Raw genomic sequence first — 26,135 nt, 5'->3', positions numbered from 1 at the left:
CACCCCACCCGGGCCCGGCCCCCCGCCCCGGGGGGCCGGGCCCGTACTGTTCCCCCGTGCTCACCACGGCCGCGATCCTCGCCCAGTTCGACCGCTGCGCCGACGACGCCCTCTTCCCCGACCTCGACAACGGCTACTACCAGCCGGTCGACGCCCGCATGTCCCTGTTCCACGGCCCGGGCGGCTGGGCCATGGTCGTGGAACTGCTCGGCTACGTCCCCCGAGCCCGCCGGCTCACCGACGTCCTCCACGTCTTCGGCGACCGCCTCACCACCGGCGAACCCGGCTTCGGCAACGACGACTTCCTCGACCGGGACCTGCCCCTCGCCGAGCCGGCCGCCGGCCCGCCGCTCATCGACGCACTGCGCGCACGCGTGTCCACGGCCCGCCATCGCTACCTCGCCGACGACCGCGAACTCCGCGCCCGGCTCCCCGCCGGCCTCCCCCTCGTCCTCCGGCTGGACGAGTGGACCCACCCCACCGACCTCGGTGACACCCTCCCCAGCGATCACGAGACCTTCCGCCAGCTCGCCGAAGTCCTCGCCACCGGCGACCCCGGCCGCTACCGGCCCACCGCACCCCCGAACACCCACTGGTCGTTCTGGCCGCGCGCCGGAACGCTGTGACGGCGGGCAGCGGCACCTGGCGTTCAACGGCCGTACGACCAAACGACTTTGGGGCCCGCCGCCCCGACCCCTACCGTGACCCCCATGACCCCGCGCAAGAGAACCCGCCCCGTCCTCTCCGCCACCCTCGCCGCCGCGTTCTGTCTCGCGGCGGCCCCTGGAACAGCCGTGGCCAACTCGCCGCAGAATCATGCCTGTTCCCCCGCCGTCACCCTCGACCGCTTCTCCGACGCGCTCGACAAGACCACGTACGACGGCACGTACGTCGGCAACCTCTCCGCCCTCGCCGTGGACCGCGACGGGTCGCTCGCCGCGCTCGCGGACCGGTCCACGCTGTTCCGGCTGGACGCGAAGACGCTGCGGCCGGCCGAGGCGCTGCCGCTGGCCGACGAGAGCGGCAAGGAGCTGGACTCCGAGGGGCTGGTCGTGGACCGGGACGGCACCCGGCTGGTCACGTCCGAGACCGAGCCGTCCGTACGGCGGTACTCGCGCGCGGGGAAGATCCTGGAGCGGCTGCCCGTACCCGCCGAGCTGAACGTCGCCCCCGCCGGCCGCGCCACCGCCAACCAGACCTTCGAGGGCCTGACCCTGCTGCCCGGCGGCCGCACCCTGCTCGCGTCGATGGAGTACGCGCTCGCCGGGGACGACCCCGGCACCGTCCGCTTCCAGACGTGGACGCGGGGGCACGGAGGGTTCCGGCTCGGCGCGCAGTACGCGTACCGGACGGACAGCCCGGAACTGGGCGTGCCCGAGGTGCAGGCCACCCCCGACGGCCGCCTCCTCGTCCTGGAGCGCGGGTTCACGGCGGGCGTCGGCAACACCGTCCGGCTCTACCTCGCCGACCCGCGCCACGCCACGGACACCTCACGCGTCGAGCACCTCACCGGACAGCCCGGCGTACGCCTCCTGCGCAAGACCCCGCTCGCCGACATCGCCGACTGCCCCACACTCGGCGCGACCGCCCGCCAGCCCCAGCCCAATCCGCTGCTCGACAACATCGAGGGCATGACGGTCACCGGACGGGACGGAAGGGGCCGGCTGAAGGTGCTCCTGGTGAGTGACGACAACCAGAACCCGGCGCAGACGACCCGCTTCTACTACCTCCGGGTGCGGACGGCCGCTACTTGCTGAGGCTCCCGTCCGGGTTCCAGTCGTCCGGGATCTCCGAGGACAGCCCGAGCGCGCGGGCCCGGTCCATGATGTGGCGGCGGATCGTGTCGTGCGGGTCGCGGCGGCCCCGGCCCACCGCGTGGATCGCGCGGCGCAGATCCTCCGCGCCGTGCAGGTCCGCCGGGCGGACCGGATAACTGCCGTCCGGCAGCGCCCAGCCCTCGGCGGCGCTGTGCCGCCGGGCGGCGGCGTCCAGATCGGCGGCGTCCGGCGTACCGATGTTTCCCTGCTCCATACGTGCGCCTCCGGCGGTTCCGCGGGATTCCTGCACCGCGACGCATTCCAGCACAGATACGGATGCTCCGCCCACCGGATGCCCCCATCGGAGGCCCCCTGCCGGGCCGCGCCCCTGCCGGGCCGCGCCCCTGCCGGGCCGCGCCCCTGCCGGGCCGCGCCCCTGCCGGGCCGCCCCCCGCCGGGCGGCGGCGCCTCGATGCCGGCGGACGACAATCCCGTGCCGGGCCCCGTACCCGCCGGGCGGCACCGCCCTGCCGGCGGACGACACCGCCACACCGAGCCCGCCCCCAGCGGACGGCACGCCCGTGTCGGGCCACGCACCCGCCGATCGGCGCCGCCCTGCCGGGTCCCGCGCCCGCCGGGCCGCACCCTCATCCCGGCGGACGACACCCTCAGCCCCGCCCCACTCCCCTGTCCAACCGCCGGACGGCACCCCGTCCGGAATACCCCCCTTCCACCCCGCGTTTGTGCCTCACGGAAGATCAGGCGACAGACGGAGGACACCCGCGTGGGACCGCAACGGGGATGGGCACGGCGACTGGCGGGATACGCCTGGCGGTATCCGAAGGACGTCGTCCTCGCCCTCGGCTCCTCGCTCGCCGGAATGGCCGTGATGGCGGTCGTCCCGCTGATCACGAAGGTGATCATCGACGACGTGATCGGCGGCCACACCCGCTCGATGGCCCCCTGGGCCGGCGCCCTGATCGGTGCCGCGCTGCTGGTGTACGCGCTCACCTATGTCCGCCGCTACTACGGCGGCCGGGTCGCCCTGGACGTCCAGCACGATCTGCGGACCGAGATGTACCGCACGATCACCCGGCTCGACGGCCGCCGGCAGGACGAGCTGTCCACCGGGCAGGTCGTCGGAAGAGCGACCAGCGACCTCCAGCTGATCCAGGGCCTGCTGTTCATGCTCCCGATGACCGTCGGGAACGTCCTGCTGTTCCTGATCTCGCTCGGGATCATGGCCTGGCTGTCGCTGCCGCTCACCCTCGTCGCGCTCGCGGTCGGCCCCGCGCTCGGCTGGATCGCCCGGCGCAGCCGCAGCAGGCTGCACCCCGCCACCTGGTACGCGCAGGCGCAGGCCGCCGCCGTCGCCGGAGTGGTGGACGGCGCGGTCAGCGGCGTCCGCGTGGTGAAGGGGTTCGGGCAGGAGGAGCAGGAGACCGGGAAGCTGCGCGAGGTCGGCCGCAGGCTGTTCGCGGCGCGGCTGCGGACGATCCGGCTGAACAGCAAGTACACCCCCGCCCTCCAGGCCGTACCCGCCCTCGGCCAGGTCGCCATGCTCGCCCTCGGCGGCTGGCTCGCGGTGGGCGGCCACATCACGCTCGGCACGTTCGTCGCCTTCTCCACCTACCTGGCCCAGCTGGTCGGCCCGGTGCGGATGCTCGCCGTGGTGCTCACCGTCGGCCAGCAGGCCCGCGCGGGCACCGAGCGCGTCCTCGAACTGATCGACACCGAGCCGACCCTGAAGGACGGCACCAAGAACCTCCCGGCCGACGCCCCCGCCTCCGTCGAGTTCGACGACGTCTCCTTCGGCTACGACGCCGAGAGGCCCGTCCTCAAGGGGCTCAGCTTCGAGATCCGGCCGGGCGAGACCCTGGCCGTCGTCGGCACCTCCGGGTCCGGCAAGTCCACGCTCTCCCTGCTGCTGCCCCGCTTCTACGACGTGAGCCACGGCGCCGTCCTGGTCGGCGGCCACGACGTGCGCGAGCTGACGCTCGACTCGCTGCGCGCCGCGATCGGCCTGGTTCCGGAGGACTCCTTCCTGTTCTCCACCTCCGTCCGTGAGAACATCGCCTACGGCCGCCCCGACGCCACCCAGGAGGAGATCGAGGCCGCCGCGCGCGCCGCCCAGGCGCACGGGTTCATCAGCGAGCTGCCCGAGCGCTACGACACCAAGGTCGGCGAGCACGGCCTCACCCTCTCCGGGGGCCAGCGCCAGCGCGTCGCGCTCGCCCGCGCTCTGCTCACCGACCCCCGCCTGCTGGTCCTGGACGACGCGACCAGCGCCGTGGACGCCCGGGTGGAGCACGAGATCCACGAGGCGCTGAAACAGGTGATGGGGGGCCGTACGACCCTGCTCATCGCCCACCGCCGCTCCACCCTGAACCTCGCCGACCGCATCGCGGTCCTGGCGGACGGCCGCCTCGCGGACATCGGCACCGACGCCGAACTGCAGAAGCGCTCCCCGCTCTACCGCAGGCTGCTCACCGACCCCGACGAGCTGGGCGGCGTCTCCCCGGGCCACGCCCGCCCGGCCGAGCCGCGCGAGGACACCACCGTCCGCGAGGAGCTGGACGCCGAGTTCGACGCCGAGCGCGGTCTCACCCCGAGGCTGTGGACCGGCGACCGCGCACCCCGCGACCGCGCGCTCGCCGGTACCCCCGCCACCCCGGAACTCCTCGCCAAGGTCGAGGCGCTCCCTCCGGCCACCGACACCCCCGGCGTGGACGAGGCGCGCGCGGTCCGCCCCGAGGACTCCTACGGGCTGCGCCGTCTGCTGCACGGCTTCGGGCGCCCCCTGCTGATCAGCCTGCTGCTCGTCGCGGTCGACGCGGGCGCGGGCCTGCTGCTCCCGATCCTGATCCGGCACGGCATCGACCAGGGCGTCACCCGCGCGGCCCTCGGCGCGGTCTGGGCGGCCTCCCTGCTCGGCCTGTTCACGGTGCTGGTGCAGTGGGTCGCGCAGTACGGCGAGACCCGGATGACCGGCCGTACCGGCGAACGGGTGCTCTACGCGCTCCGCCTGAAGATCTTCACCCAGCTGCAGCGGCTCGGCCTCGACTACTACGAGCGCGAGCTGACCGGCCGCATCATGACCCGGATGACCACCGACGTGGACGCGCTGTCCACGTTCCTCCAGACGGGTCTGGTCACCGCGTTCGTCTCCGTCGTCACCTTCTTCGGGATCATGGGCACCCTGCTGGTGCTCGACCTCCGGCTCGCGCTGGTCGTCTTCGCCACGCTGCCCCCGCTGATCGTGGCCACCTTCTTCTTCCGCCGGGCGAGTGTGAAGGCGTACGAGCTGGCGCGTGAGCGGGTCTCGGTCGTCAACGCCGATCTCCAGGAGTCGGTGGCCGGGCTGCGGATCGTGCAGGCGTTCCGGCGCGAGGGCGACGGCGGGCGCCGGTTCGCCGCGCGCAGCGACAGCTACCGCCAGGCCCGCATCCGGGGCCAGTGGCTGATCTCCGTCTACTTCCCGTTCGTCCAGCTGCTGTCCTCGGTCGCGGCCGCCGCCGTGCTCATCGCGGGCGCCGGGCGGGTGGAGGCGGCCACGCTGACCACGGGCGCGCTGGTCGCCTATCTGCTCTACATCGACCTGTTCTTCGCCCCCGTCCAGCAGCTCTCCCAGGTCTTCGACGGCTACCAGCAGGCCACCGTCTCCCTCGGCCGTATCCAGGAGCTCCTGCGCGAGCCCGCCTCCACCGGTTCGGCCACCGAGCCCCTGGAGGTCCTCTCGCTGCGCGGCGACATCGCCTTCGAGGACGTGTCCTTCGCGTACGGCGACGAGGAGGAGGCGCTGACCGGCGTCGCCCTGACCGTCCCGGCCGGGCAGACGGTCGCCTTCGTCGGCGAGACCGGCGCGGGCAAGTCCACGCTGGTCAAGCTGGTCGCGCGGTTCTACGACCCGACCTCGGGCCGGGTCACCGTCGACGGCACCGATCTGCGCGCCCTGGACCTCACCTCGTACCGGCACCGGCTCGGGGTCGTGCCGCAGGAGGCGTACCTCTTCCCGGGCACGGTCCGCGACGCCATCGCCTACGGCCGTCCCGACGCCACCGACGCCGAGGTGGAGGCGGCGGCGCGGGCGGTCGGCGCGCACGAGATGATCGCCACGCTCGACGGCGGCTATCTGCACGAGGTCGCCGAGCGCGGCCGCAACCTCTCGGCCGGCCAGCGCCAGCTGATCGCGCTCGCCCGCGCCGAGCTGGTCGACCCCGACATCCTGCTGCTCGACGAGGCGACGGCCGCCCTGGACCTGGCCACCGAGGCCCAGGTCAACCAGGCCACCGACCGCCTCGCGGGCCGCCGTACGACCCTGGTGGTGGCCCACCGGCTGACCACGGCCGCCCGTGCCGACCGCGTGGTGGTCATGGACCACGGCCGGGTCGCGGAGGACGGCACCCACGACGAACTCCTGGCCCTGGACGGCCGGTACGCCCGGCTGTGGCGGACGTTCGTGGGGGAGGCGGAGCCGGAGGAGCCGGTGGGCGTGACGGGCTGAGCGCCGGGCTGAACCGGGCGCCCGGCGGACGCGGGACGGCGGGAGGCGCGCGGGGTGGAACGCGCGCCGGGGCGCCCGCGCCCCGCGCGTTTCGCTGACGGTCGTGCAACCATCCGGTACATCCCGCGCGTCCGTACACCAGTACGTACATCGACGGCGTATGTCCGGGACGCGGGGGAGGCACGGGAGTGGGCCGTGATGCGATACGCCGGCTGTCGGCGGTGGGCGTGGCCGTGCTGACGGCCCTCGGGGTGCTCCTCCTCGCCGCGCCCGGCGCGGGAGCCGCCCCGCGCGGCGACTGCCCCGGACGCGAGGTGCGCGCCCTGCCGTTCCGCACCGGCGTCGTCCGGCTCTACAAGCGCGAGGGCTACGTCTGCGCGGTCACCGTCGCCAAGGTCCCCGGCGCCCCGCGCGCGATGTCGGTCAGCCTCCAGGCGCGCGGCAACCGGCCGGTGACCGACAAGGGCCGTTACCGCCATCACGCGGGCCCGGTCACCGTGCACGCCGGACACCGCTGCGTCCGGGTGCGCGGCTCGGTGGGCGACGGCTCGGTCGGCTCCGGCTGGATTCTGTGCTGACCGGCTGACACGCTCAACACCCTCTGGTGTCACAGCAGTTGCTCGGATAACTTCCGGCGCACATGTGTCTCACAGGGGAGAGTCCAATGCGCAAGGCCCTCAGATGGCTGCTCGCGCTCACCGTGCTGCTCGGCACGCTGAGCGCGGCGGGCACCGCGGGGGCGGCCACCGCCGCACCCGCCGACATCAAGGACCGGCTGCTCGCCATACCCGGCATGAGCCTGATCGAGGAGAAGCCCTACCCCGGCTACCGCTTCTTCGTCCTCGACTTCACCCAGCCCGTGGACCACCGCCACCCGGCCCGCGGCACCTTCCAGCAGCGCATCACCGTGCTGCACAAGGACACCAGCCGCCCGACCGTCTTCTACACCGGCGGCTACAACGTCTCCACCACCCCGTCGCGCCGCGAACCCACCCAGATCGTGGACGGCAACCAAGTCTCGCTGGAATACCGCTACTTCACCCCCTCCCGCCCGGCCCCGGCCGACTGGTCCAAGCTCGACATCTGGCAGGCGGCGAGCGACCAACACCGCGTGTACCAGGCCCTGAAGAGCGTCTACTCCGCCAACTGGCTTGCCACCGGCGGCTCCAAGGGCGGCATGACGGCCACCTACTACGAGCGCTTCTACCCGCGCGACATGGCCGGCGTGGTCGCCTACGTCGCCCCCAACGACGTGGTGAACAACGAGGATTCGGCCTACGACCGCTTCTTCGAGCACGTCGGCACCAAGGAGTGCCGCGACCGGCTGAACGCCGTCCAGCGCGAGGCCCTGGTGCGCCGCGAGGCGCTGGAGAAGCGGTACGCGCGGTTCGCGGCCGACGGCGGCTACACCTTCACCACCGTCGGCTCCCTGGACAAGGCCTACGAGGCCGTCGTCCTCGACTACGTCTGGGGCTTCTGGCAGTACAACGGCCCCGACTGCGACGGCATCCCGGCCGACGCGGCGCACGCGAGCGACGACGCCATCTGGGACTCGGTGGACACGATCTCCGGCTTCTCCGCCTACACCGACCAGGGCCTGGAGCAGTACACCCCGTACTACTACCAGGCGGGCACCCAGCTCGGCTCGCCCACCATCCACTTCCCGCACATCGAGCGCCGGCTGATCCGTTACGGCTACCAGCCGCCGCGCAACTTCGTGCCGCGCTCCATCCCGATGCGCTTCCAGCCCGGCGCCATGCGGGACGTGGACACCTGGGTCCGCCACCACGCCCGTCACATGCTGTTCGTCTACGGCCAGAACGACCCGTGGGGCGCCGAGCGCTTCCGTCCCGGCGCGGGCGCCCGTGACTCCTACGTGTTCACCGCGCCCGGCATGAACCACGGCGCCAACGTGGCCGGACTGGTCGCCGACCAGCGCGCCCTGGCCACCGCCCGGATCCTCGACTGGGCCGGGGTCGCCACCACGGCGGTCCAGGACGACCCGGCGGCCGCGAAGCCGCTGGCCCGCTTCGACGCGCGGCTCGACGTACGCGACGTGGAGCGCGAGCCCGCGCTGCGCCCGTAGCCGGAAAAACGTTCCACAGGGCGCCGGCCGGGAGGGAACCGGCCGGCGCCCTCGTCCGTCCAAGGGGGGAACGCCGGACGAGTCCGTGGTGCGGTGTCGGCCGGGTCCGCAGACCAGGAACCGACATCACCCTCCCAAGCCGCACCGCGACCGGCGTCCCCGCCACCGGCGCGCCCCCCCTCCCATGCGCCGGTGGCGGCCCCTTCCCCGGCCCCTTTTCCCGGCCCTTTTCCCCCGCCCCGTCCACCGCGGCGACCCTCCCTGTGCGGTCCCTTGACGGAAAGAAACTTCCCGGATATTGGTGATTCCTCGGAAGTTTCCTTCAGTGACTCACCTTCGGAAGGGGCGCACGTGCCCGACACCCGCACGGCAAGCACGGGAAACACCGCACGGCCGTCCAGACGCGCCGTCCTCGCCGCCACCGCCGCCCTCACCGCGACGCTCGCCGCGCCCGCCCCGGCCGCCCACGCCGCCGCCACGCCGGACGACAAGACGCTCCGCGCGCTGATCGCCGGCATGACGCTGGAGGAGAAGGTCGGCCAGCTCTTCGTGATGCGGGTCTACGGCCACTCCGCCACCAAGCCCGACCAGGCGGACATCGACGCCAACCGCCAGGAGCTGGGCGTCTCCACCGCCGCCGAGCTGATCTCCACGTACCGCGTCGGCGGCATCATCTACTTCACCTGGGCCCACAACACCCGCGACCCGAAGCAGATCGCGGACCTGTCCAACGGCATCCAGAAGGCGTCCCTCGGCCTCAAGCGCGGGCTGCCCGTGCTCATCGCCACCGACCAGGAGCACGGCGCGGTGTGCCGGGTGGGCAAGCCCGCCACGCTCTTCCCGGGCGCCATGGCCGTCGCCGCCGGACGGTCCTACCACGACGCCCTCGCCCTCGGCCGTATCTCCGGCGCCGAGCTGCGCGCGATGGGCGTCAACCAGGACTACTCGCCCGACGCGGACGTGAACATCAACCCGGCCAACCCCGTCATCGGGGTGCGCTCCTTCGGCGCCGACCCGGCCCTCGCGGGGCTCATGGTCTCCGCCGAGGTGAAGGGCTATCAGACGGCCCGCGTCGCGGCGACCGCCAAGCACTTCCCCGGCCACGGCGACACCGCGACCGACAGCCACACCGGCTTCCCGGTCATCACCCACACCCGCGAGCAGTGGGAGAAGCTGGACGCGGTGCCCTTCCGGGCCGCCATCTCCGCGCACATCGACTCGATCATGACCGCGCACATCCAGTTCCCGGCCCTGGACCCCTCCGGCGACCCGGCCACCCTCTCCCACCCGATCGTCACCGGCATCCTGCGCGGCGACCTCGGCTACGACGGCGTGGTCATCACCGACTCCCTCGGCATGGAGGGCGTGCGCACCAAGTACGGCGACGACCGGGTGCCGGTGCTCGCCCTGAAGGCCGGCGTGGACCAGCTCCTCAACCCGCCCTCCATCGACGTGGCCTGGCACGCCGTACGGGACGCGGTGCGCGGGGGCGAGCTGACCGAGGCCCGCCTCGACGCATCCGTGCTGCGCATCCTGCGGATGAAGGCCCGCCTCGGCCTCTTCGACCACGCCTACACCACTCACGCCCGGGTGACCTCGGCCGTCGGCACCGCGTCCCACCGGGCGACGGCCGACCGCATCGCCGAGCGCACCACCACCCTGCTGGTCAACGAGGGCAAGGTGCTCCCGCTCGACCGCCGCCGCACCCCGCGCGTCCTGGTCGTCGGCGCCGACCCGGCCTCCCCGTCCGGCACCGACGGGCCGCCCACCGGCGTCATGGCCGCCGCCCTGAAGGAACTCGGCTTCACCACCACCGTCCTCGCCACCGGCACCGCCCCCTCCTCCGCGACCGTGGCCAAGGCGGTGACGGCGGCCGGGAAGGCGGACGCGGTGGTCGTCCTGACGTACAACCTCACCGCCACCGACCCCCAGCGCACCCTGGTCGAGAAGCTGCTCGCCACCAAGCGCCCGGTGGTCGCCGTGGCCGTCCGCAACCCCTACGACGTGGCCCAGCTGCCCGCCGTCAAGGCGTACCTGACGTCGTACGGCTGGACCGACGTCGAGGTGCGCGCCGCCGCCCGGGTCGTCGCGGGCAAGGTCGCCCCGCGCGGCAAGCTCCCGGTGCCGGTACAGCGGGCGGACGACCCGGCGCAGGTGCTGTACCCGCTCGGGCACGGGCTGACGTACTAGACATACGTCACGCACCGGGCAGGACACCCCCGAAGGGCGGAAAGCACCCCGGCCGACTGGCGCGGCGCCCGCGCGGCGCGTCACGCTGGGCGGGGTCTTCGGGGGGAGTGCGATGCGCGGGAACGGTGCCGTGGGCACGGCGACACGGCTGCCGTCCGCGTTGCTGCTGACGCTGGCGGGGCTGCTGTTCGTGACGGGCTGCCAGAGCGAGGCACCCTCGGCGGAGGTGCGCCCCTCGTCGGCGCCGCCCGCGCACACGGGCACCTTCCTGGCCAAGGGCGAGTGCAGCTCCTTCGGGCCCACCAGCTTCACCGAGGTGCCCTGCTCGGGGGAGCGGGCCGGTGCCCGCGTCGTCGCCCGCTACGACGGCCCGGTCACCGAAGGCCCGCCCTGCCCCCCGGCCACCGACTTCGTCCTGCACATCGGCGGCGGCCTGCCCGCGACCGGCCGCACCACCGCCCCCGCCGTCCCCCGCGGCTACGCCTGCATGCGCAACCTCCAGCCCCCGCACCCCGGCGACCCCGGCCGCGGCGGCGGCCCCCGCACCGTCCCCGGCGACTGCGTGTACGACTCCGGCGACGGCCAGGTCCGCGAGACCCCCTGCGACGGCTCGGGCCCCCACCCACCCTCCTACAAGGTCACGGACACCGTCCCCGCCCGCCCCGCCTGCCCCCCGTCCACCTCCCTGTACGTCCAGGTGGGCGGCCCGAATCCGGTGGGGTGCGCGCGGAGGCTGTGACGGGGCCGCCTTCTCGCGGGTGCGCGTACTACTTCGGGCAGGCGTCCTGGGTCACCTTGCCGCCCGAGTCGGCCGCGGTCGCCGGGTCCATCGACAGGCACTGGCCCGTCCAGTTGTTGATGAACATGTAGGCCGGCCGGTACCCGTTGGCGGTTCCGACCTTGGTCGGGATGATGTTCCACATCTGGTTGCCCGAGAACCAGCGGGACTCGCAGTCCCACCAGAACAGCTGGGTCCCGGCCGACGGCGGGGTGCCGTTGTTGTAGGGCACGGTCAGGCACTTGCCGTTGGCGGCCCTGATCCAGTAGTAGCCCTTGCCGTCGAAGGACGAGGGCAGCTCGGCGCCCCACTGGTGGCTGCTGGGCGGCGTCGACTGGCACGCGTGCTGGGTGACCAGACCGCCGGTCTTGGAGCTGTCGAACTCGGGGCCCCGCACCATGCAGCGGTTGTACTGCGTGTTGACGTACGTCTTGTCGGAGTTGACCAGCCAGATGGCCCGGTCACCGCCCTTGACCACGCTGTCGTCGTTGCGCGAGATGATGTCGCCCACCAGCGCCCAGCCGGGATAGTCCATCATCACGATGCCGAGCCGGCCGTTGCCGCCACCGCCGTTGAGGTACTGCATCAGCGCGTAGTTGACCCCGGTGGTGGCCCTGACACCGCCCGCGTACTCGTACGGGGACCGGGCGGGGGCCGTGGACGCGGAGGTGTACGTCACGTACAGCTGATCGCGGGGGCCGCCGACCGCCTGGTCGATGTTGGCTTTGACGTAGTTCCACTTCTCCTGGACGGTGGACGCGCCCCAGTGGTCCTCCTTGTGGTCGTTGAAGGTGCTGATCCCGAACTTGCCGCTGTCGTCGCCGATGTTGTCGAAGGCACCCAGCACCAGCTTGCCGCGGACCTGCGCGAGGCTGGGACCCGGCGCGCTCTTGGGCTGGTTGGTCGACGGGGTGTAGAAGAGGCCGGGGTAGTTCGCCACGTAGGTGGCGAATATCGACTCGATCCGCTGCGGGGTGATGTTCAGCCCGTCGTTGACACAGTCGGCGATGCCGGGGTCCGAGTAGGGGCACTCGGCCCGCAGCCGCATGACGACGGTCTCGCTCGGGTGCTGCTTGAGGAATGCCTGCGTCTTGCTCAGGACGTCGTCGAAGTTGGCCTTCTGGTAGACCACGCCGTGGTGGATCGCGAAGAAGTGGCTGTCGGTGACGCGGACCCGGATGTCGATGGCCCGGATGCCCGCCCGCAGCTGCGCCGCCAAGGTGTTCGCGCTGTCGCCGAAGTCCTCCTGGGTCTCCGTGAAGACGCCGCCGTGGATGGCGAGCGTCTCGTGGGTGCCGGGCAGGGACAGTGCCGCGAGCGAGGTGTCGCTCGCGATGTCCTTCATCCAGTCGGTCCGGTCGACCGACCCGATGCTCCGGTAGGCGTCGGCGTTGCCCGACCCGGCCGCCCCGGCGGTGGCGGGCGTGAGCAGGGCCGCGCTCAGGGCGAGACAGACCGTCGTCAGACGCGCCAGAAGGCGCGGCCGCCGGCGCGGTGGGGTGGTGGGGGACATGGGACTCCCGTTCGAGTTCGCTGGGTTGTCTTCAGCCAACTCGACGGGACGGGGCGGGACCACGAACTCCGACCCGCAAAAATAGGGGCACGCGTACTTTTGCCGGTCGGGTTCGTGGTGCGCGCTCGCGTCGCGGTGGGACCGCGCCGACCAGAGGGGACACGTTCGGCATGGACAGCGGCAGACCCGCCACCGGTGACTTCGGCGCGCGCTTACGCGGTCTGCGTACGAGCGCGGGCCTGAGCCAGGAAGAGCTGGCCCAGGCCGCGGGGGTGAGCGTGCGGGCGCTGTCGTACCTGGAGTGCGGACGCTCCCGGGGGCCGCAGCGCCGTACCGTCAAGGCCCTGGCCGCCGCGCTGCGCCTGGACGCCGACGGCGCCCGGGAACTGGAACACGCGGCGAACCTGGGACGCTCACGGCCGGCCTCGGGACGGCCCGGACAGGCCGGAGACGCGGGCGGGGGGAGCGGCGGGGGTGCCGGGCCCGCCGGGGATGCCGGTCCCGCCCGGAGTGCCGGGCATGCCCGGGCCGCGGGTGCCGGGCCGGAGGGGGGACCCGCCGAGGGGAGGGCCCCGCACCCAACCCCGCACCACACGCTCGCCCTGCCCCGGGACCTCCATGACTTCACCGCCCGCGGCCCAGTCCTCGCCCGGCTGCTGGCCCTGGCGGAGGAGAAGGACCCGGCCCGTCCGCCGGTCGCGCTGATCTGCGGTCAACCCGGCCTGGGTAAAACCGCGTTGGCCGTCCATGCCGCCCACACCCTCGCGCCGCGTTTCCCGGACGGCCGGTTCGCCGTCGACCTGCGCGGCATGGACCCGCGGCCCACCCCGCCGCGCGAGGCGCTCGCCCGGCTGCTGCGCGCCCTCGGCGTGCCCGACAGCGCCGTACCCGCCGGCACCGACGACCGCTCCGGCCTGCTGCGCTCCGTCCTCCACGACCGGCGCGCCCTGCTCCTGCTGGACAACGCCGCGGACGACGAGCAGGTCCGCCCCCTGCTTCCCGGCACCGGTGCCTCGCTCACCCTCGTCACCAGCAGGCACACCCTGCCCGGCCTCGAATCGGTCCACCGCGCCGAACTCGGGCTGCTACGCCGCGAGGAGGCGGTCGAGCTGCTCGTCCGCGTCATCGGCCCGGAGCGGGTCGAGCGGGAGCGCCAGGCCGCCCGCGATCTGGCGGAGCTGTGCGGGCACCTTCCGCTGGCCCTCCGTATCGCCGCGCAGCGCCTCGCCTCCCGTCCCGGCGAACGCATCGCCAAGCTCGTCGGACGGCTCACCGAGGAGGAAGACCGGCTGGACGCCCTGCAAGCCGGTTCGCTGCGGGTGCGGGCCGCCTTCGCCCTGTCCTACCGGCGGCTGAGCCCGGCCGACCGGCTCGTCCTCCGCCGCGCCGCGCTCGCGGACGGAGCCGACTTCAGCCCCGGAACCGCCGCGCTCCTCGCCGGTCTGCCGGCCCGTCAGGCCACCAGGAGCGCGGAACGCCTCGCCGACGCCGGACTGCTCCAGCCCCACCCCACCGCCGACCGCTACCGCTTCCACGACCTCCTCCGCCTGTTCGCCGGTGAACAACTGGCCGAGGACGACGACCCCGCGGACCTCTCCGCCGCCCGGGAACGGGCCGACCGCTGGATACTGCGCCGGGCCACCGCCACCGCGCTGCTCTTCGACGCCGACCACCGCCGCGGCCCGGCCGACGACGGCGACCCCGACCCGGCCACCGCGCCCGCCGGCCGCGAGCAGGCCCGGACCTGGCTGGAGGCCGAGCGCGCCCAGTGGCTCGCGGCCCTGGGCCGTACCCAGGCGGCCGGACACCACCGGCGGGTCCTCGACGCCGCCGAAGCCATGCACTGGTTCTCCGACCGCTGCGGGCACTGGGAACTGTGGGTGGAGGTGTTCCAGCGGGCCGTCGACTCCGCCCGCGCCCTGCGCAGCGGACGCGACGAGGCCGTCCACCTCAACTACCTCGCCTGGGCCTACAACACCTGCGTCTACGACCACACCGCCGCCCTGGCCACCGCGCAGGCCGCCCAGGAGGCGGCACATGGGGCCGGAGACCAGCTCCAGGTCGCCTGGGCACTGGGCTACGGAGCCGACGCGCTCCACCGGCTCGGACGGGCGGAGGAGTCCATCACCCGGCTCCGTACGGCGGCCGCGCTGCTGGCCGGCCAGACCTCGCCCCAGAGCCGCCTCGCCGAGCTCTCCACCCTCAACACCCTGGGCCGGCAGCTGCGCCAGAGCGGCCACGCGGACGAGGCCCTGACCGTGCACCGGCGCAGCGAGACCATCTGCCGGGCCGGAATGCCCGGGCAGCGGCCCGAACTGATCGGCCTGTACCTCGCCTCCAGCCGCCAGCACATCGGCAACGACCTGGCCGCCCTGCGCCGCTGGCCCGACGCCGAGGCCGCCCTGCGATACGCCGTGGTGCACTTCGAGGCGGCGCACATGCCGCCCTGGAGCGAACCGGCCCGGCTCGACCTCGGGATCGTCCTGCGCCGGCTCGGCCGTCACGACGAGGCCCGCGAGACCCTGGCGGCCGCTCATGACGGGCTCCGCCGGATGAACAATCCGCGCCAGGCCGAGGCCGCCGCCGAACTCCGCGAACTCGACGGGCCCACCGCTGCCTGTCGCACCCCACCGGTACCGTCAAACCATGGCGCAGCAGACGGGGACGGAGGGCGGCGGGCCGCGGCTCGCCATGCTGGAAGCGGTGCTGGAGCGGATCACGTACGCGCATGAGGAGACGGGGTACACCGTCGCGCGGGTCGACACCGGCCGGGGCGGCGGGGAGCTGCTCACGGTGGTGGGGGCGCTGCTCGGGGCGCAGGTGGGGGAGTCGCTGCGGATGGAGGGGCGCTGGGGCTCCCATCCGCAGTACGGCAGACAGTTCCACGTCGAGAACTACACGACCGTGCTGCCCGCCACCGTCCAGGGCATCCGGCGCTATCTCGGCTCCGGTCTGGTCAAGGGCATCGGACCGGTCTTCGCGGACCGGATCACCCGGCACTTCGGGCTCGACACGCTCAGGATCATCGAGGAGGAGCCCAAGCGGCTCATCGAGGTCCCCGGGCTCGGCCCCAAGCGCACCGGGAAGATCGCCGACGCCTGGGAGGAGCAGAAGGCGATCAAGGAGGTGATGCTCTTCCTCCAGACCGTCGAGGTGTCCACGTCCATCGCCGTGCGGATCTACAAGAAGTACGGCGACGCGTCGATCTCGGTGGTGAAGAACCAGCCCTACCGGCTCGCCGCCGACGTCTGGGGCATCGGCTTCCTCACCGCCGACAAGATCGCCCAGTCCGTGGGCATACTCCACGACAGCCCCGAACGCGTCAAGGCGGGCCTGCGGTACGCCCTGTCCCAGTCCACCGACCAGGGCCACTGCTACCTCCCCGAGGAACGCCTCATCGCGGACGCGGTCAAGCTCCTCCAGGTCGACACCGGACTGGTCATCGAGTGCCTGGCCGAACTCGCGGCGCCCGGCGAGGAGGGCGAGGAGCCCGGTGTCGTACGGGAGAAGGTCCCCGGGCCCGACGGGGGAGAGGAGGTCACCGCCGTCTACCTCGTCCCCTTCCACCGCGCCGAACTCTCCCTCGCCGCCCAGCTGTCGCGGCTCCTGCGCACCGGCGAGGACCGGATGCCCGCCTTCCGGGACGTGGCCTGGGACAAGGCGCTCGGCTGGCTGAAGTCCCGTACCGGAGCCGACCTCGCCCCCGAGCAGGAGGCCGCCGTACGGCTCGCGCTCACCGAGAAGGTCGCCGTGCTCACCGGCGGCCCCGGGTGCGGCAAGTCCTTCACCGTGCGCTCGATCGTGGAGCTGGCCCGCGCCAAGAAGGCCAGGGTCCTGCTCGCCGCCCCCACCGGACGCGCCGCCAAGCGCCTCGCGGAGCTGACCGGCACCGAGGCCTCCACCGTGCACCGGCTGCTGGAGCTGAGGCCCGGAGGCGACGCCGCCTACGACCCGCGAACGCCCGCTGGACGCCGACCTGGTGGTGGTGGACGAGGCGTCCATGCTGGACCTCCTGCTCGCCAACAAGCTGGTCAAGGCGGTGCCCCCGGGCGCCCATCTCCTCTTCGTCGGGGACGTGGACCAGCTGCCCAGCGTCGGCGCCGGAGAGGTGCTGCGCGATCTGCTCGCCGAGGGCGGCCCGGTGCCCGCCGTCCGGCTCACCCGGGTCTTCCGCCAGGCCCGGCAGTCCGGCGTGATCACCAACGCGCACCGGATCAACGCCGGGCAGCATCCGCTCACCGACGGCATGAAGGACTTCTTCCTCTTCGTGGAGGACGACACCGAGGAGGCGGGCCGGCTCACCGTGGACGTCGCCGCGCGCCGCGTCCCGGCCCGCTTCGGGCTCGACCCGCGCCGTGACGTGCAGGTGCTCGCGCCGATGCACCGGGGCCCGGCGGGCGCGGGCGCCCTCAACGGCCTGCTCCAGCAGGCGATCACGCCCGCGCGCCCCGGCCTCGCGGAGAAGCGGTTCGGCGGCCGGGTCTTCCGCGTCGGCGACAAGGTCACCCAGATTCGCAACAATTACGACAAGGGCGAGAACGGCGTCTTCAACGGCACCGTCGGCGTGGTCACCTCCCTCGACCTGGTCGAGCAGCGTCTGACGGTGCGTACCGACGAGGACGAGGAGGTGGCGTACGACTTCGACGAACTGGACGAGCTGGCCCACGCCTACGCCGTGACCATCCACCGTTCGCAGGGCAGTGAATACCCGGCGGTGGTGATCCCGGTCACCACCAGCGCCTGGACCATGCTCCAGCGCAACCTGCTCTACACGGCGGTCACCCGGGCCAAGCGGCTGGTCGTCCTGGTCGGCTCGCGCAAGGCGATCGGGCAGGCCGTACGCACCGTCTCGGCGGGACGGCGGTGCACCGCGCTGGACTTCCGGCTGGCCCCGGGAGCCGGCCCGCGGACCCGCCCGCGAAACACTCCTGGAAAAATGATCGATCAAATGAGTCACGAAGGTCACAGAGCACTTCCGCACGGTCCGCACAGGCGGCAGGATGTGCAGGTTGACGGCACTGAGTGCCGCCAACAGGCCAAGTGGCGACCCCGAGTGCACTCTCCTGAGCCAAATGGGGGATGGTAGAGACAGTCAGGGCACCTCGAAGATGAGGCACTAAGTCGGTGAGGGAAGACGTGAGCGACAACTCTGTAGTACTGCGGGTCGGCGACGGCGAGTACACCTATCCGGTGGTCGACAGCACCGTCGGTGACAAGGGCTTCGACATCGGGAAGCTCCGCGCCCAGACCGGTCTGGTTACCCTGGACAGCGGCTACGGCAACACGGCCGCGTACAAATCCGCCGTCACCTACCTCGACGGCGAGGCGGGCATCCTCCGCTACCGCGGCTACCCGATCGAGCAGCTGGCCGAGCGCTCCACCTTCCTTGAGGTGGCGTACCTGCTCATCAACGGCGAGCTGCCCACCGTCGACGAGCTGACGACGTTCAAGAACGACATCACGCGGCACACCCTGCTGCACGAGGACGTCAAGAACTTCTACCGGGGCTTCCCGCGCGACGCCCACCCGATGGCCATGCTGTCCTCGGTCGTCTCGGCGCTGTCCACCTTCTACCAGGACAGCCACAACCCGTTCGACGAGCAGCAGCGCGACCTCTCCACGATCCGGCTGCTCGCCAAGCTGCCGACGATCGCGGCGTACGCCTACAAGAAGTCGATCGGCCACCCGTTCGTCTACCCGCGCAACGACCTCGGCTACGTCGAGAACTTCCTGCGCATGACGTTCTCGGTGCCGGCGCAGGAGTACGAGCTGGACCCGGTCGTGGTCTCCGCGCTCGACAAGCTGCTGATCCTGCACGCGGACCACGAGCAGAACTGTTCGACCTCCACGGTGCGCCTGGTGGGCTCCTCGCAGGCCAACATGTTCGCCTCGATCTCCGCCGGCATCAACGCGCTGTGGGGCCCGCTGCACGGCGGCGCCAACCAGTCGGTCCTGGAGATGCTGGAGGACATCCAGGCCAACGGCGGCGACGTCGACTCCTTCATCCGCAAGGTGAAGAACAAGGAGGACGGCGTCCGTCTGATGGGCTTCGGCCACCGGGTGTACAAGTCCTTCGACCCGCGCGCCAAGATCATCAAGGCCGCCGCGCACGACGTCCTCTCCGCGCTCGGCAAGTCCGACGAGCTGCTGGACATCGCGCTGAAGCTGGAGGAGCACGCGCTCTCGGACGACTACTTCGTCTCGCGCAACCTCTACCCGAACGTCGACTTCTACACCGGCCTGATCTACCGCGCCATGGGCTTCCCGACCGAGATGTTCACGGTCCTGTTCGCCCTCGGCCGGCTCCCGGGCTGGATCGCCCAGTGGACGGAGATGATCAAGGAGCCCGGCTCCCGCATCGGCCGCCCGCGCCAGATCTACACGGGCATCGTCGAGCGCGACTTCATCCCGGTCGAGGAGCGCTGACCTCAGCGCCGTAAGACTGCGGTCTCCGGGGTGCCACGCGGCGCCCCGGAGGCGAACCGAGCCGGAAAAAAGCAAAGAAGAAGGCGCCCTGGCGCGTCGGTCCCCCCACGGGCCGACGTCCAGGGCGCCTTCCCATGCCCCGGTGCGGATTCCCCCCACGGGATCCGGGCCGGGCGCTCGGAGAGGCAGCGCCTGAATTCGCTGCCTGAGCACGACGGGCGAACCCACCGCGCTCCAGTGATGCATAAAACGGTTGCGGTCTGCCGGGACAGCGCACGCTGGGAGGGCCGCTCAAAGCTTCCCGGTGTACGTGCCCCGGCAACGCATCTCTGAGGCAGTCCCCCAAGACAACCCCAGATGCCAGCCGGCGCCCCCCAAGACGCTGGACTGACACCGCCAACTTAGACCTTCGAACCCCTTCGATGGTTACGTTCGCATCACTGTGATCTGCGTCTCTTGCATATGTCCCTTAGGTGCACAAGAGCCCCGATACGGCGATCGGGTGCCCAAGCGTAAGGATGATGCGCGAGGCTTGTGAAGAGCTTATGTGAGGCGCGGGCCCGACTCTAGGGGGACTCTTACTTCTCCCCGCCCGAACCCCCGGTAACCGGGGGGTATTTCAGGCAAAGCGACGCAGTCGCAGGCTGTTCGTGACGACGAACACGGACGAGAAGGCCATTGCGGCCCCCGCGATCATGGGGTTGAGCAGCCCCGCGGCGGCCAGCGGCAGCGCGGCGACGTTGTAGCCGAAGGCCCACACCAGGTTGCCCTTGATGGTGGCGAGGGTCCTGCGGGACAGCCGGATGGCGTCGGCGGCCACCCGCAGATCGCCGCGCACCAGGGTCAGATCGCCCGCCTCGATGGCCGCGTCGGTCCCGGTGCCCATGGCGAGTCCGAGGTCGGCGGCGGCGAGGGCGGCCGCGTCGTTGACGCCGTCACCGACCATGGCGACGGTCCGCCCCTCCCGCTGCAGGCGCCGTACCGCCTCCACCTTGTCCTCGGGGAGGACGTCCGCGATCACCTCGTCGATGCCGACCTCGCGCGCGACCGTCTCCGCGACCGTGCGGTTGTCGCCGGTGAGCAGGACCGGGGTGAGGCCGAGCGCGCGCAGCTCGCGCACCGCCTCGGCGCTGGTGTCCTTGACCGCGTCCGCGACGGCCAGCACCGCGCGGGAGCGCCCGTCCCAGCTGACCGCGACGGCCGTACGGCCCGCCTCCTCGGTCATGGCGCGGGCGGCGACCAGTTCCTCGAACAGCTTGTGGTCCAGGCGCCCCACGACCACGTCGTGGCCCTCCACACGGCCGCGTACGCCCCGCCCGGGCACGTTCTCGAAGTGCTCGACCGGCGGCAGCGTCCCGACCCGCTCCTCGGCTCCTGCGGCGATCGCGCGGGCGACGGGGTGCTCGGAGGCGTGCTCCAGGGCGCCGGCGAGCCGCAGGACCTCCTCCTCGTTCTCGCCGAAGGCGGTGTGCACCTCCTGGAGGGTCATCCGGCCGGTGGTGACGGTGCCGGTCTTGTCCAGCAGGACGGTGTCGACGCGGCGGGTGGACTCCAGGACCTCGGGGCCCTTGATGAGGATGCCGAGCTGGGCGCCCCGCCCGGTGCCGACCATCAGCGCGGTCGGGGTGGCGAGGCCCAGCGCGCAGGGGCAGGCGATGATCAGGACGGCGACGGCGGCGGTGAACGCCGCGGCGGTGTCCCCGGTGACGCCGAGCCAGACGCCGAAGGTGCCGAGCGCGATCAGGATGACGACGGGCACGAACACGGCGGAGATCCGGTCGGCGAGCCGCTGCACCTGGGCCTTGCCGTTCTGCGCGTCCTCCACCAGGCGGGCCATCCGGGCGAGCTGGGTGTCCGCGCCGACCCGGGTCGCCTCGACCACGAGCCGGCCGCCCGCGTTGACGGTCGCGCCGGTGACCTTGTCGCCGGGGCCCACGTCCACGGGGACGGACTCGCCGGTCAGCATGGAGGCGTCCACGGCGGAGACGCCCTCGGCCACGGTGCCGTCGGTGGCGATCTTCTCGCCGGGCCGTACGACGAACCGGTCGCCCACGGCCAGCGAGGACACCGGCACCCGCGTCTCGCGTCCTTCGCGGAGCACGGTCACGTCCTTGGCGCCCAGCTCCATCAGCGCCCGCAGCGCGGCCCCCGCACGGCGCTTGGAGCGGGCCTCCAGATAGCGGCCGAGCAGGATCAGCGCGATGACCCCGGAGGCAACCTCCAGATAGATGGAGGAGGCACCCTCGGCGCGCGAGACCGTGAAGCGGAAGGAGTCGTGCATCCCGGCCATGCCCGCGTCGCCGAAGAACAGCGCCCACAGCGACCAGCCGAACGCGGCCAGCGTGCCCACCGAGACCAGGGTGTCCATGGTGGCCGCGCCGTGCCGCAGATTGGTCCAGGCGGCCCGGTGGAAGGGCAGTCCGCCCCAGACGACGACGGGCGCGGCCAGCGTCAGTGAGAGCCACTGCCAGTTGGTGAACTGGAGCGCCGGGACCATGGCGAGCAGGACCACCGGGACGGCGAGGACGACGGAGACGAGCAGCCGCTGCCTGAGCGCGGCCGTCTCCGGGTCGCGCTCCTCGGCGGACTCGGACGCGGACTCGGGTTCCGGCTCCGGCGGCGGGGGCTCCTCGGCGGTGTACCCGGTCTTCACGACGGTGGCGATCAGGTCGGCGACCTTCACCCCGGGGCCGTAACTGACCTTGGCCTTCTCCGTGGCGTAGTTGACGGTGGCGCTCACGCCGTCCATGCGGTTGAGCTTCTTCTCCACCCGGGCGGCGCAGGACGCGCAGGTCATGCCGCCGACGAGCAGCTCGACCTGCGCGGTGGTGCCGTCCGCCTGCCGTGTCTCTTCGGTGGTGCTGGTCATGTCCGGACTCCAGACATCGGACCGGGCCGTACGGAATCCAGTATGAGCTGGTCGGTACGGCCCGGTCGGGGAAAGTGATCACCGGCCGCGCTCGGGGTGCGGGCCGGAGGCGTGACCGGTGCCGTCAGGCGCGGCCGGCCAGCTCGAAGCCGGCCTCGTCGACGGCGGCGCGGACGGCCTCCTCGTCGAGCGGGGCGGCGGAGACGACCGTGACCTCGCCCGTCGAGGCGACGGCCTTGACGGAGCTGACGCCGGGAATCTCGGAGATCTCGGCCGAGACGGAGCCCTCGCAGTGGCCGCAGCTCATGCCGCTCACCTGGTAGACGGCGGTGACGGAGCCCGGGGTGTCGGTCTGGGCGCTCATGTCGTTCTCCTCGTCGGATGTGCGTGGGGCGGGGCCGGTGTGGCCGGTGGGGTTCGCGGGGGGAACCTCACCTCTGTCAACACTATACCCCTAGGGGGTATTCCCCAAGGGCTCCCCGATGGTGGGTGAATCCTCCCGCACCCTATGCATACGCGCGCTTTGTCGCAGTACGGCGAACGCCCGCACACCGCCCCTCGGGGGACGGCGTACGGGCGTGCGCGGAACGGGGTGGTGACGGAGGCTCAGTCTCTGCGGCCGCGGTTGCCGGGCCGCGAGGCGACCCAGGCGCGCACCGTGTCGGCGTACCAGTAGGGCTTGCCGCCCTCCACGAGGTCGGGCGGGGGCAGCAGGCCGTGCTTGCGATAGGACCGCACGGTGTCCGGCTGCACCCGGATGTGCGCCGCGATCTCCTTGTAGGACCAGAGCCTTCGGTCGGTCATGAGTCGCACCTCCCTGCGCGCGCGCCGCGGGCACGGCCGGGGGCGGCCGTCGGGGGACCGGGCGCAGCGCTGGTGATCACAAGCCTGTGCCGACTCAACGACGCAGCGTGACCACCGGGAGGGGTTTGTGGGACGGGTGTGACGGAGAACCCGCGTATGCGCGACGTATGTGACAGGAGGGGCGTATTCGTGACGGAACCGCAGCCGATCAGTATGACGAGCGGCAGGCGTGGCGGGTTGACGCGGGCGCGGCCGGGGGGTCCCGGCGGGGGTCCGGCGTCAACCTCCCGCGTACGTCATACCCCGCACGAGCGCAGGAACGCCCGGGTCCGCCGCGCGATCGGCAGCGGGCGGTCCGGCTCGCACGGGTACATGTCCTGCTCGACGATCGCGAACAGGTCGGTGTCCAGGCGCGCGGCCGCCTCCAGGACCGGGCCGAGCGCGGGCACCCCGGCCGGCGGCTCGCACATCACGCCCCGCGCGACCGCCGGACCGAACGGCGTGCCCTCGGCGCGCACCTGGGCCAGGATCTCCGGGTCCACCTGCTTGAGGTGGAGATAGCCGAGCCGCTCGCCGTAGGTCTCGATCAGCTTGACGCTGTCGCCGCCGCAGTACGCGTAGTGCCCGGTGTCCAGGCAGAGCGAGACATCGGCGGGGTCGGTGCCGTCCAGGAAGCGGGTGACGTTCTCCTCGGTGTCGATGTGGGTGTCGGCGTGCGGGTGGACGGCGATCGTCAGGCCGTACCGCTCGCGCACCTCGCGGCCCAGGCGCTCGGTCAGCGAGGTCAGGTTCCGCCACTGCTCCGCCGTCAGTTCGGACGGCTCCAGCACCTCGCCGGTCTTGTCGTCGCGCCAGAAGGAGGGGATGACGACGAGATGGCGGGCGCCCGTGGCCCGGGTGAGGTCCGCGATGGCCGCGACGTGCTCCCAGGTCTTCTCCCACACCGCCGGGCCGTGGTGCAGCCCGGTGAAGACGGTCCCGGCGGACACCTTCAGACCGCGCCGGCCCGTCTCCTCGGCGAGCACGGCCGGGTCGGTCGGCAGATAGCCGTACGGGCCCAGCTCGATCCACTCGTACCCGGCGGCCGCGACCTCGTCGAGGAAGCGTTCCCAGGGCACCTGCCGGGGGTCGTCCGGGAACCACACACCCCAGGAGTCGGGGGCCGATCCGACGCGGATACGGGACAGTGGGGAAGTCGGCAGCGACGTCATGAGCGCCAGCGTGGGCGTCCGCCGGAAGGGGTGTCAATACCTCGTCCGAATGTCCGGACAAAACATTGACAGGGCTCACCGGACCGGACTAGAACACCGGGAAGAGACCCGGGACGAAGGGGAGCCGATGGCGTACGACCTGATCACCATGGGGCGGATCGGGGTGGACCTCTACCCGCTCCAGACCGGGGTCCCGCTCGACCGGGTGTCGTCCTTCGGCAAGTTCCTCGGCGGCTCGGCGACCAACGTCGCGGTCGCCGCCGCCCGGCTCGGACTGCGTACGGCCGTGATCACCCGCACCGGCGCCGACCCCTTCGGCGACTACCTCCACGAGGCGCTGCGCGGCTTCGGCGTGGACGACCGCTGGGTCACCCCGGTCCCCGGACTGCCCACCCCGGTCACCTTCTGCGAGGTCTTCCCGCCGGACGACTTCCCGCTCTACTTCTACCGGCAGCCCAAGGCCCCCGACCTGGAGATCCACCCCGGCGAACTCGACCTGGACGCGATCCGCGCGGCCCGCGTCTTCTGGGTCACCGGTACGGGCCTGAGCGAGGAGCCGAGCCGTACGGCCACCCTCGACGCCCTCGCGCATCGCGCCCGCGCCGGTGTCACCGTCTTCGACCTGGACTGGCGGCCGATGTTCTGGCGGGACCCCGACACCGCGCGCCCCTGCTACACCGAGGCCCTGCGGCACGCCACGGTGGCCGTCGGCAACCTGGACGAGGTGGAGATCGCCACCGGGACCCGCGAACCGCACGCCGCCGCCGAGGCGTTGCTGGCCGCCGGGGTGGAGCTGGCCGTGGTGAAGCAGGGGCCCAAGGGCGTCCTCGCGGTGCGCCGCGACGGGGAGAGCGCCGAGGTGCCCCCGCTGCCCGTCACCGTCCTCAACGGCCTCGGCGCCGGGGACGCGTTCGGGGGCTCGCTGTGCCACGGGCTGCTGGCGGGGTGGGACCTGGAGACGGTGATGCGGCACGCCAACGCCGCCGGGGCCATCGTCGCCTCGCGCCTGGAGTGCTCGTCCGCGATGCCGACCCCGGACGAGGTGGCCGCCGCGCTCGCCGCCGGAGCGGTGCGATGAGCGGGGGCCGGACCTTCGACGGCGTCCGGGTGGACGTCTCCACCCTCGTCCATCTGCGCACCCGGCACCCCGAGGCCATCGCCGAGGCCGCCGCCCGGCGCGTCCGGCGGCCGCTGCTGGGGGCCAGTGAGCGGCTGCTGATCGTCGCCGCCGACCATCCCGCGCGCGGTGCGCTCGGGGCCGGGGGCCGGGAGTTCGCCATGGCCAACCGGGCCGAGCTGCTGGGGCGGCTGTGTCTCGCGCTGTCCCGGCCGGGGGTGGACGGGGTCCTCGCCACCGCCGACATCCTGGACGACCTGCTGCTGCTCGGCGCCCTGGACGGCAAGGTCGTCATGGGCTCGATGAACCGGGGCGGACTCCAGGGCGCCAGCTTCGAGCTGGACGACCGCTTCACCGGGCACCGCCCCGAGGACATCGCGCGGCTGCGGTTCGACGCGGGCAAGCTGCTGCTGCGCGTCGACTACACCGACCCGGGCTCGCTGACCACCCTGGAGAGCGCGGCCCGCGCGGTGGACGCCATGGCGGAGCGCCGGCTCCCGGTGTTCGTCGAACCGTTCCTCAGCAGACGCGGCCTGGACGGACGGCTGCGCAACGATCTGTCCGCCGAGGCCGTCACCCGCTCGCTCGCCATCGCCTCCGGACTCGGCGGCTCCTCCGCCTACACCTGGCTCAAGGTGCCCGTCACCGAGAACCCCGACGACATGGCCGAGGTCATGGCCACCACCACGCTGCCCGCCGTGCTGCTCGGCGGCGAGGCCGGCGGCTCGCCGGAGGAGCAGGCCGCCGCCTACGAGAAGTGGCGCGGCGCGCTCCAACTGCCCACCGTGCGCGGCCTGGTGGTCGGCCGCTCGCTGCTGTACCCGGCGGACGGCGACGTGGCCGCCGCCGTGGACACCGCCGCCGGACTGCTGTGAGGGCC

The 26,135-nt window shown here is 72.6% G+C and carries 17 protein-coding genes and 1 pseudogene; 12 read left to right on the top strand and 6 right to left on the bottom strand.

Going from position 1 to position 26,135, the window contains the following annotated elements; translation table 11 throughout:
• Positions 1 to 56 precede the first annotated feature (56 nt).
• Entirely contained in the window at positions 57 to 626 is a 570-nt protein-coding gene (locus tag AB0898_RS07170; protein ID WP_366801814.1) for a DUF7003 family protein, read from the top strand.
• Positions 627 to 710: 84 nt separating this feature from the next.
• Positions 711 to 1,757, top strand: a complete 1,047-nt coding sequence (locus AB0898_RS07165; protein WP_366801813.1) for an esterase-like activity of phytase family protein — start codon at positions 711 to 713, stop codon at positions 1,755 to 1,757.
• Here AB0898_RS07165 and AB0898_RS07160 read toward each other — a convergent pair.
• Positions 1,747 to 2,031, bottom strand: a complete 285-nt coding sequence (locus AB0898_RS07160) for a hypothetical protein (RefSeq protein ID WP_366801812.1) — start codon at positions 2,029 to 2,031, stop codon at positions 1,747 to 1,749. The two genes, AB0898_RS07165 and AB0898_RS07160, sit on opposite strands and share 11 nt — an antisense overlap.
• A 510-nt stretch (positions 2,032 to 2,541) precedes the next feature.
• On the opposite strand from AB0898_RS07160, the gene AB0898_RS07155 reads away from it, so the two are divergent.
• From AB0898_RS07155 to AB0898_RS07135, 5 genes are all read left to right on the top strand, one after another.
• The gene (locus AB0898_RS07155; RefSeq protein ID WP_366801811.1) at positions 2,542 to 6,261 is read left to right on the top strand and encodes an ABC transporter ATP-binding protein; all 3,720 of its coding nucleotides are present in this window, start codon (positions 2,542 to 2,544) and stop codon (positions 6,259 to 6,261) included.
• A 188-nt stretch (positions 6,262 to 6,449) separates the two neighbouring features.
• Positions 6,450 to 6,839: a hypothetical protein gene (locus AB0898_RS07150; RefSeq protein ID WP_366801810.1), complete on the top strand. Its 390-nt coding sequence runs from the start codon at positions 6,450 to 6,452 to the stop codon at positions 6,837 to 6,839.
• A gap of 86 nt (positions 6,840 to 6,925) precedes the next feature.
• Positions 6,926 to 8,347 (top strand): S28 family serine protease, encoded by a 1,422-nt coding sequence (locus AB0898_RS07145; RefSeq protein ID WP_366801809.1) that lies wholly within the window; start codon positions 6,926 to 6,928, stop codon positions 8,345 to 8,347.
• A gap of 351 nt (positions 8,348 to 8,698) precedes the next feature.
• Positions 8,699 to 10,537: a glycoside hydrolase family 3 protein gene (locus AB0898_RS07140; protein WP_366801808.1), complete on the top strand. Its 1,839-nt coding sequence runs from the start codon at positions 8,699 to 8,701 to the stop codon at positions 10,535 to 10,537.
• A 112-nt stretch (positions 10,538 to 10,649) separates the two neighbouring features.
• A complete protein-coding gene (locus AB0898_RS07135) occupies positions 10,650 to 11,276 on the top strand; it encodes a hypothetical protein (protein WP_366801807.1) in 627 nt (208 codons plus the stop codon).
• Between the two features lie 28 nt (positions 11,277 to 11,304).
• On the opposite strand, the gene AB0898_RS07130 is transcribed toward AB0898_RS07135, so the two are convergent.
• A complete protein-coding gene (locus AB0898_RS07130) occupies positions 11,305 to 12,828 on the bottom strand; it encodes a phosphatidylinositol-specific phospholipase C domain-containing protein (RefSeq protein WP_366801806.1) in 1,524 nt (507 codons plus the stop codon).
• Between the two features lie 170 nt (positions 12,829 to 12,998).
• On the opposite strand from AB0898_RS07130, the gene AB0898_RS07125 reads away from it, so the two are divergent.
• The 3 genes and pseudogenes from AB0898_RS07125 to AB0898_RS07115 all read left to right on the top strand — a co-directional run bounded on the left by AB0898_RS07125 (position 12,999) and on the right by AB0898_RS07115 (position 19,254).
• Positions 12,999 to 15,560 carry a helix-turn-helix domain-containing protein gene (locus tag AB0898_RS07125; RefSeq protein WP_366801805.1) on the top strand — a complete coding sequence of 854 codons (2,562 nt, stop codon included), beginning with the start codon at positions 12,999 to 13,001 and terminating at the stop codon, positions 15,558 to 15,560.
• Positions 15,475 to 17,722 (top strand): annotated as a pseudogene (locus AB0898_RS07120) (ATP-dependent RecD-like DNA helicase); the annotation flags it as partial. The gene AB0898_RS07125 and the pseudogene AB0898_RS07120, both read left to right, overlap by 86 nt.
• Positions 17,723 to 17,964: 242 nt before the next feature.
• The gene (locus AB0898_RS07115; RefSeq protein ID WP_366801804.1) at positions 17,965 to 19,254 is read left to right on the top strand and encodes a citrate synthase; all 1,290 of its coding nucleotides are present in this window, start codon (positions 17,965 to 17,967) and stop codon (positions 19,252 to 19,254) included.
• Positions 19,255 to 19,873: 619 nt separating this feature from the next.
• On the opposite strand, the gene AB0898_RS07110 is transcribed toward AB0898_RS07115, so the two are convergent.
• From AB0898_RS07110 to AB0898_RS07095, 4 genes are all read right to left on the bottom strand, one after another.
• Positions 19,874 to 22,123 (bottom strand): heavy metal translocating P-type ATPase, encoded by a 2,250-nt coding sequence (locus tag AB0898_RS07110; protein WP_366801803.1) that lies wholly within the window; start codon positions 22,121 to 22,123, stop codon positions 19,874 to 19,876.
• 124 nt (positions 22,124 to 22,247) lie between these two features.
• Positions 22,248 to 22,487, bottom strand: coding sequence for a heavy-metal-associated domain-containing protein (locus AB0898_RS07105; RefSeq protein ID WP_018545007.1), 240 nt, complete (start codon positions 22,485 to 22,487; stop codon positions 22,248 to 22,250).
• Positions 22,488 to 22,729: 242 nt separating this feature from the next.
• The gene (locus AB0898_RS07100) at positions 22,730 to 22,927 is read right to left on the bottom strand and encodes an AlpA family transcriptional regulator (protein WP_018545008.1); all 198 of its coding nucleotides are present in this window, start codon (positions 22,925 to 22,927) and stop codon (positions 22,730 to 22,732) included.
• A 296-nt stretch (positions 22,928 to 23,223) separates the two neighbouring features.
• On the bottom strand, positions 23,224 to 24,138 hold the full coding sequence (locus AB0898_RS07095; protein ID WP_366801802.1) for a sugar phosphate isomerase/epimerase: 915 nt from the start codon (positions 24,136 to 24,138) through the stop codon (positions 23,224 to 23,226).
• A 127-nt stretch (positions 24,139 to 24,265) separates the two neighbouring features.
• On the opposite strand from AB0898_RS07095, the gene iolC reads away from it, so the two are divergent.
• Together iolC and AB0898_RS07085 are read left to right on the top strand one after the other, a co-directional pair.
• Positions 24,266 to 25,216: a 5-dehydro-2-deoxygluconokinase gene (iolC, locus tag AB0898_RS07090; protein ID WP_366801801.1), complete on the top strand. Its 951-nt coding sequence runs from the start codon at positions 24,266 to 24,268 to the stop codon at positions 25,214 to 25,216.
• A complete protein-coding gene (locus AB0898_RS07085; RefSeq protein ID WP_366801800.1) occupies positions 25,213 to 26,130 on the top strand; it encodes a deoxyribose-phosphate aldolase in 918 nt (305 codons plus the stop codon). The genes iolC and AB0898_RS07085 overlap by 4 nt, the downstream gene beginning before the upstream one ends.
• Positions 26,131 to 26,135 lie beyond the last annotated feature (5 nt).

The organism is Streptomyces sp. NPDC005435, assembly GCF_040703155.1.
Lineage (GTDB): Bacteria > Actinomycetota > Actinomycetes > Streptomycetales > Streptomycetaceae > Streptomyces.
Note: the sequence above shows the minus strand (reverse complement) of the source record. Positions and strands in the feature narration are given on the sequence as shown.

Bases quoted from the DNA above. Each gene is read 5' to 3' on its own strand.
- AB0898_RS07165 (WP_366801813.1), top strand. From the start codon at position 711: ATGACCCCGCGCAAGAGAACCCGCCCCGTCCTCTCCGCCACCCTCGCC.
- AB0898_RS07160 (WP_366801812.1), bottom strand. From the start codon at position 2,031: ATGGAGCAGGGAAACATCGGTACGCCGGACGCCGCCGATCTGGACGCC.
- AB0898_RS07145 (WP_366801809.1), top strand. From the start codon at position 6,926: ATGCGCAAGGCCCTCAGATGGCTGCTCGCGCTCACCGTGCTGCTCGGC.
- AB0898_RS07135 (WP_366801807.1), top strand. From the start codon at position 10,650: ATGCGCGGGAACGGTGCCGTGGGCACGGCGACACGGCTGCCGTCCGCG.
- AB0898_RS07130 (WP_366801806.1), bottom strand. From the start codon at position 12,828: ATGTCCCCCACCACCCCACCGCGCCGGCGGCCGCGCCTTCTGGCGCGT.
- AB0898_RS07125 (WP_366801805.1), top strand. From the start codon at position 12,999: ATGGACAGCGGCAGACCCGCCACCGGTGACTTCGGCGCGCGCTTACGC.
- AB0898_RS07110 (WP_366801803.1), bottom strand. From the start codon at position 22,123: ATGACCAGCACCACCGAAGAGACACGGCAGGCGGACGGCACCACCGCG.
- AB0898_RS07105 (WP_018545007.1), bottom strand. From the start codon at position 22,487: ATGAGCGCCCAGACCGACACCCCGGGCTCCGTCACCGCCGTCTACCAG.
- AB0898_RS07100 (WP_018545008.1), bottom strand. From the start codon at position 22,927: ATGACCGACCGAAGGCTCTGGTCCTACAAGGAGATCGCGGCGCACATC.
- AB0898_RS07095 (WP_366801802.1), bottom strand. From the start codon at position 24,138: ATGACGTCGCTGCCGACTTCCCCACTGTCCCGTATCCGCGTCGGATCG.
- iolC (WP_366801801.1), top strand. From the start codon at position 24,266: ATGGCGTACGACCTGATCACCATGGGGCGGATCGGGGTGGACCTCTAC.
- AB0898_RS07085 (WP_366801800.1), top strand. From the start codon at position 25,213: ATGAGCGGGGGCCGGACCTTCGACGGCGTCCGGGTGGACGTCTCCACC.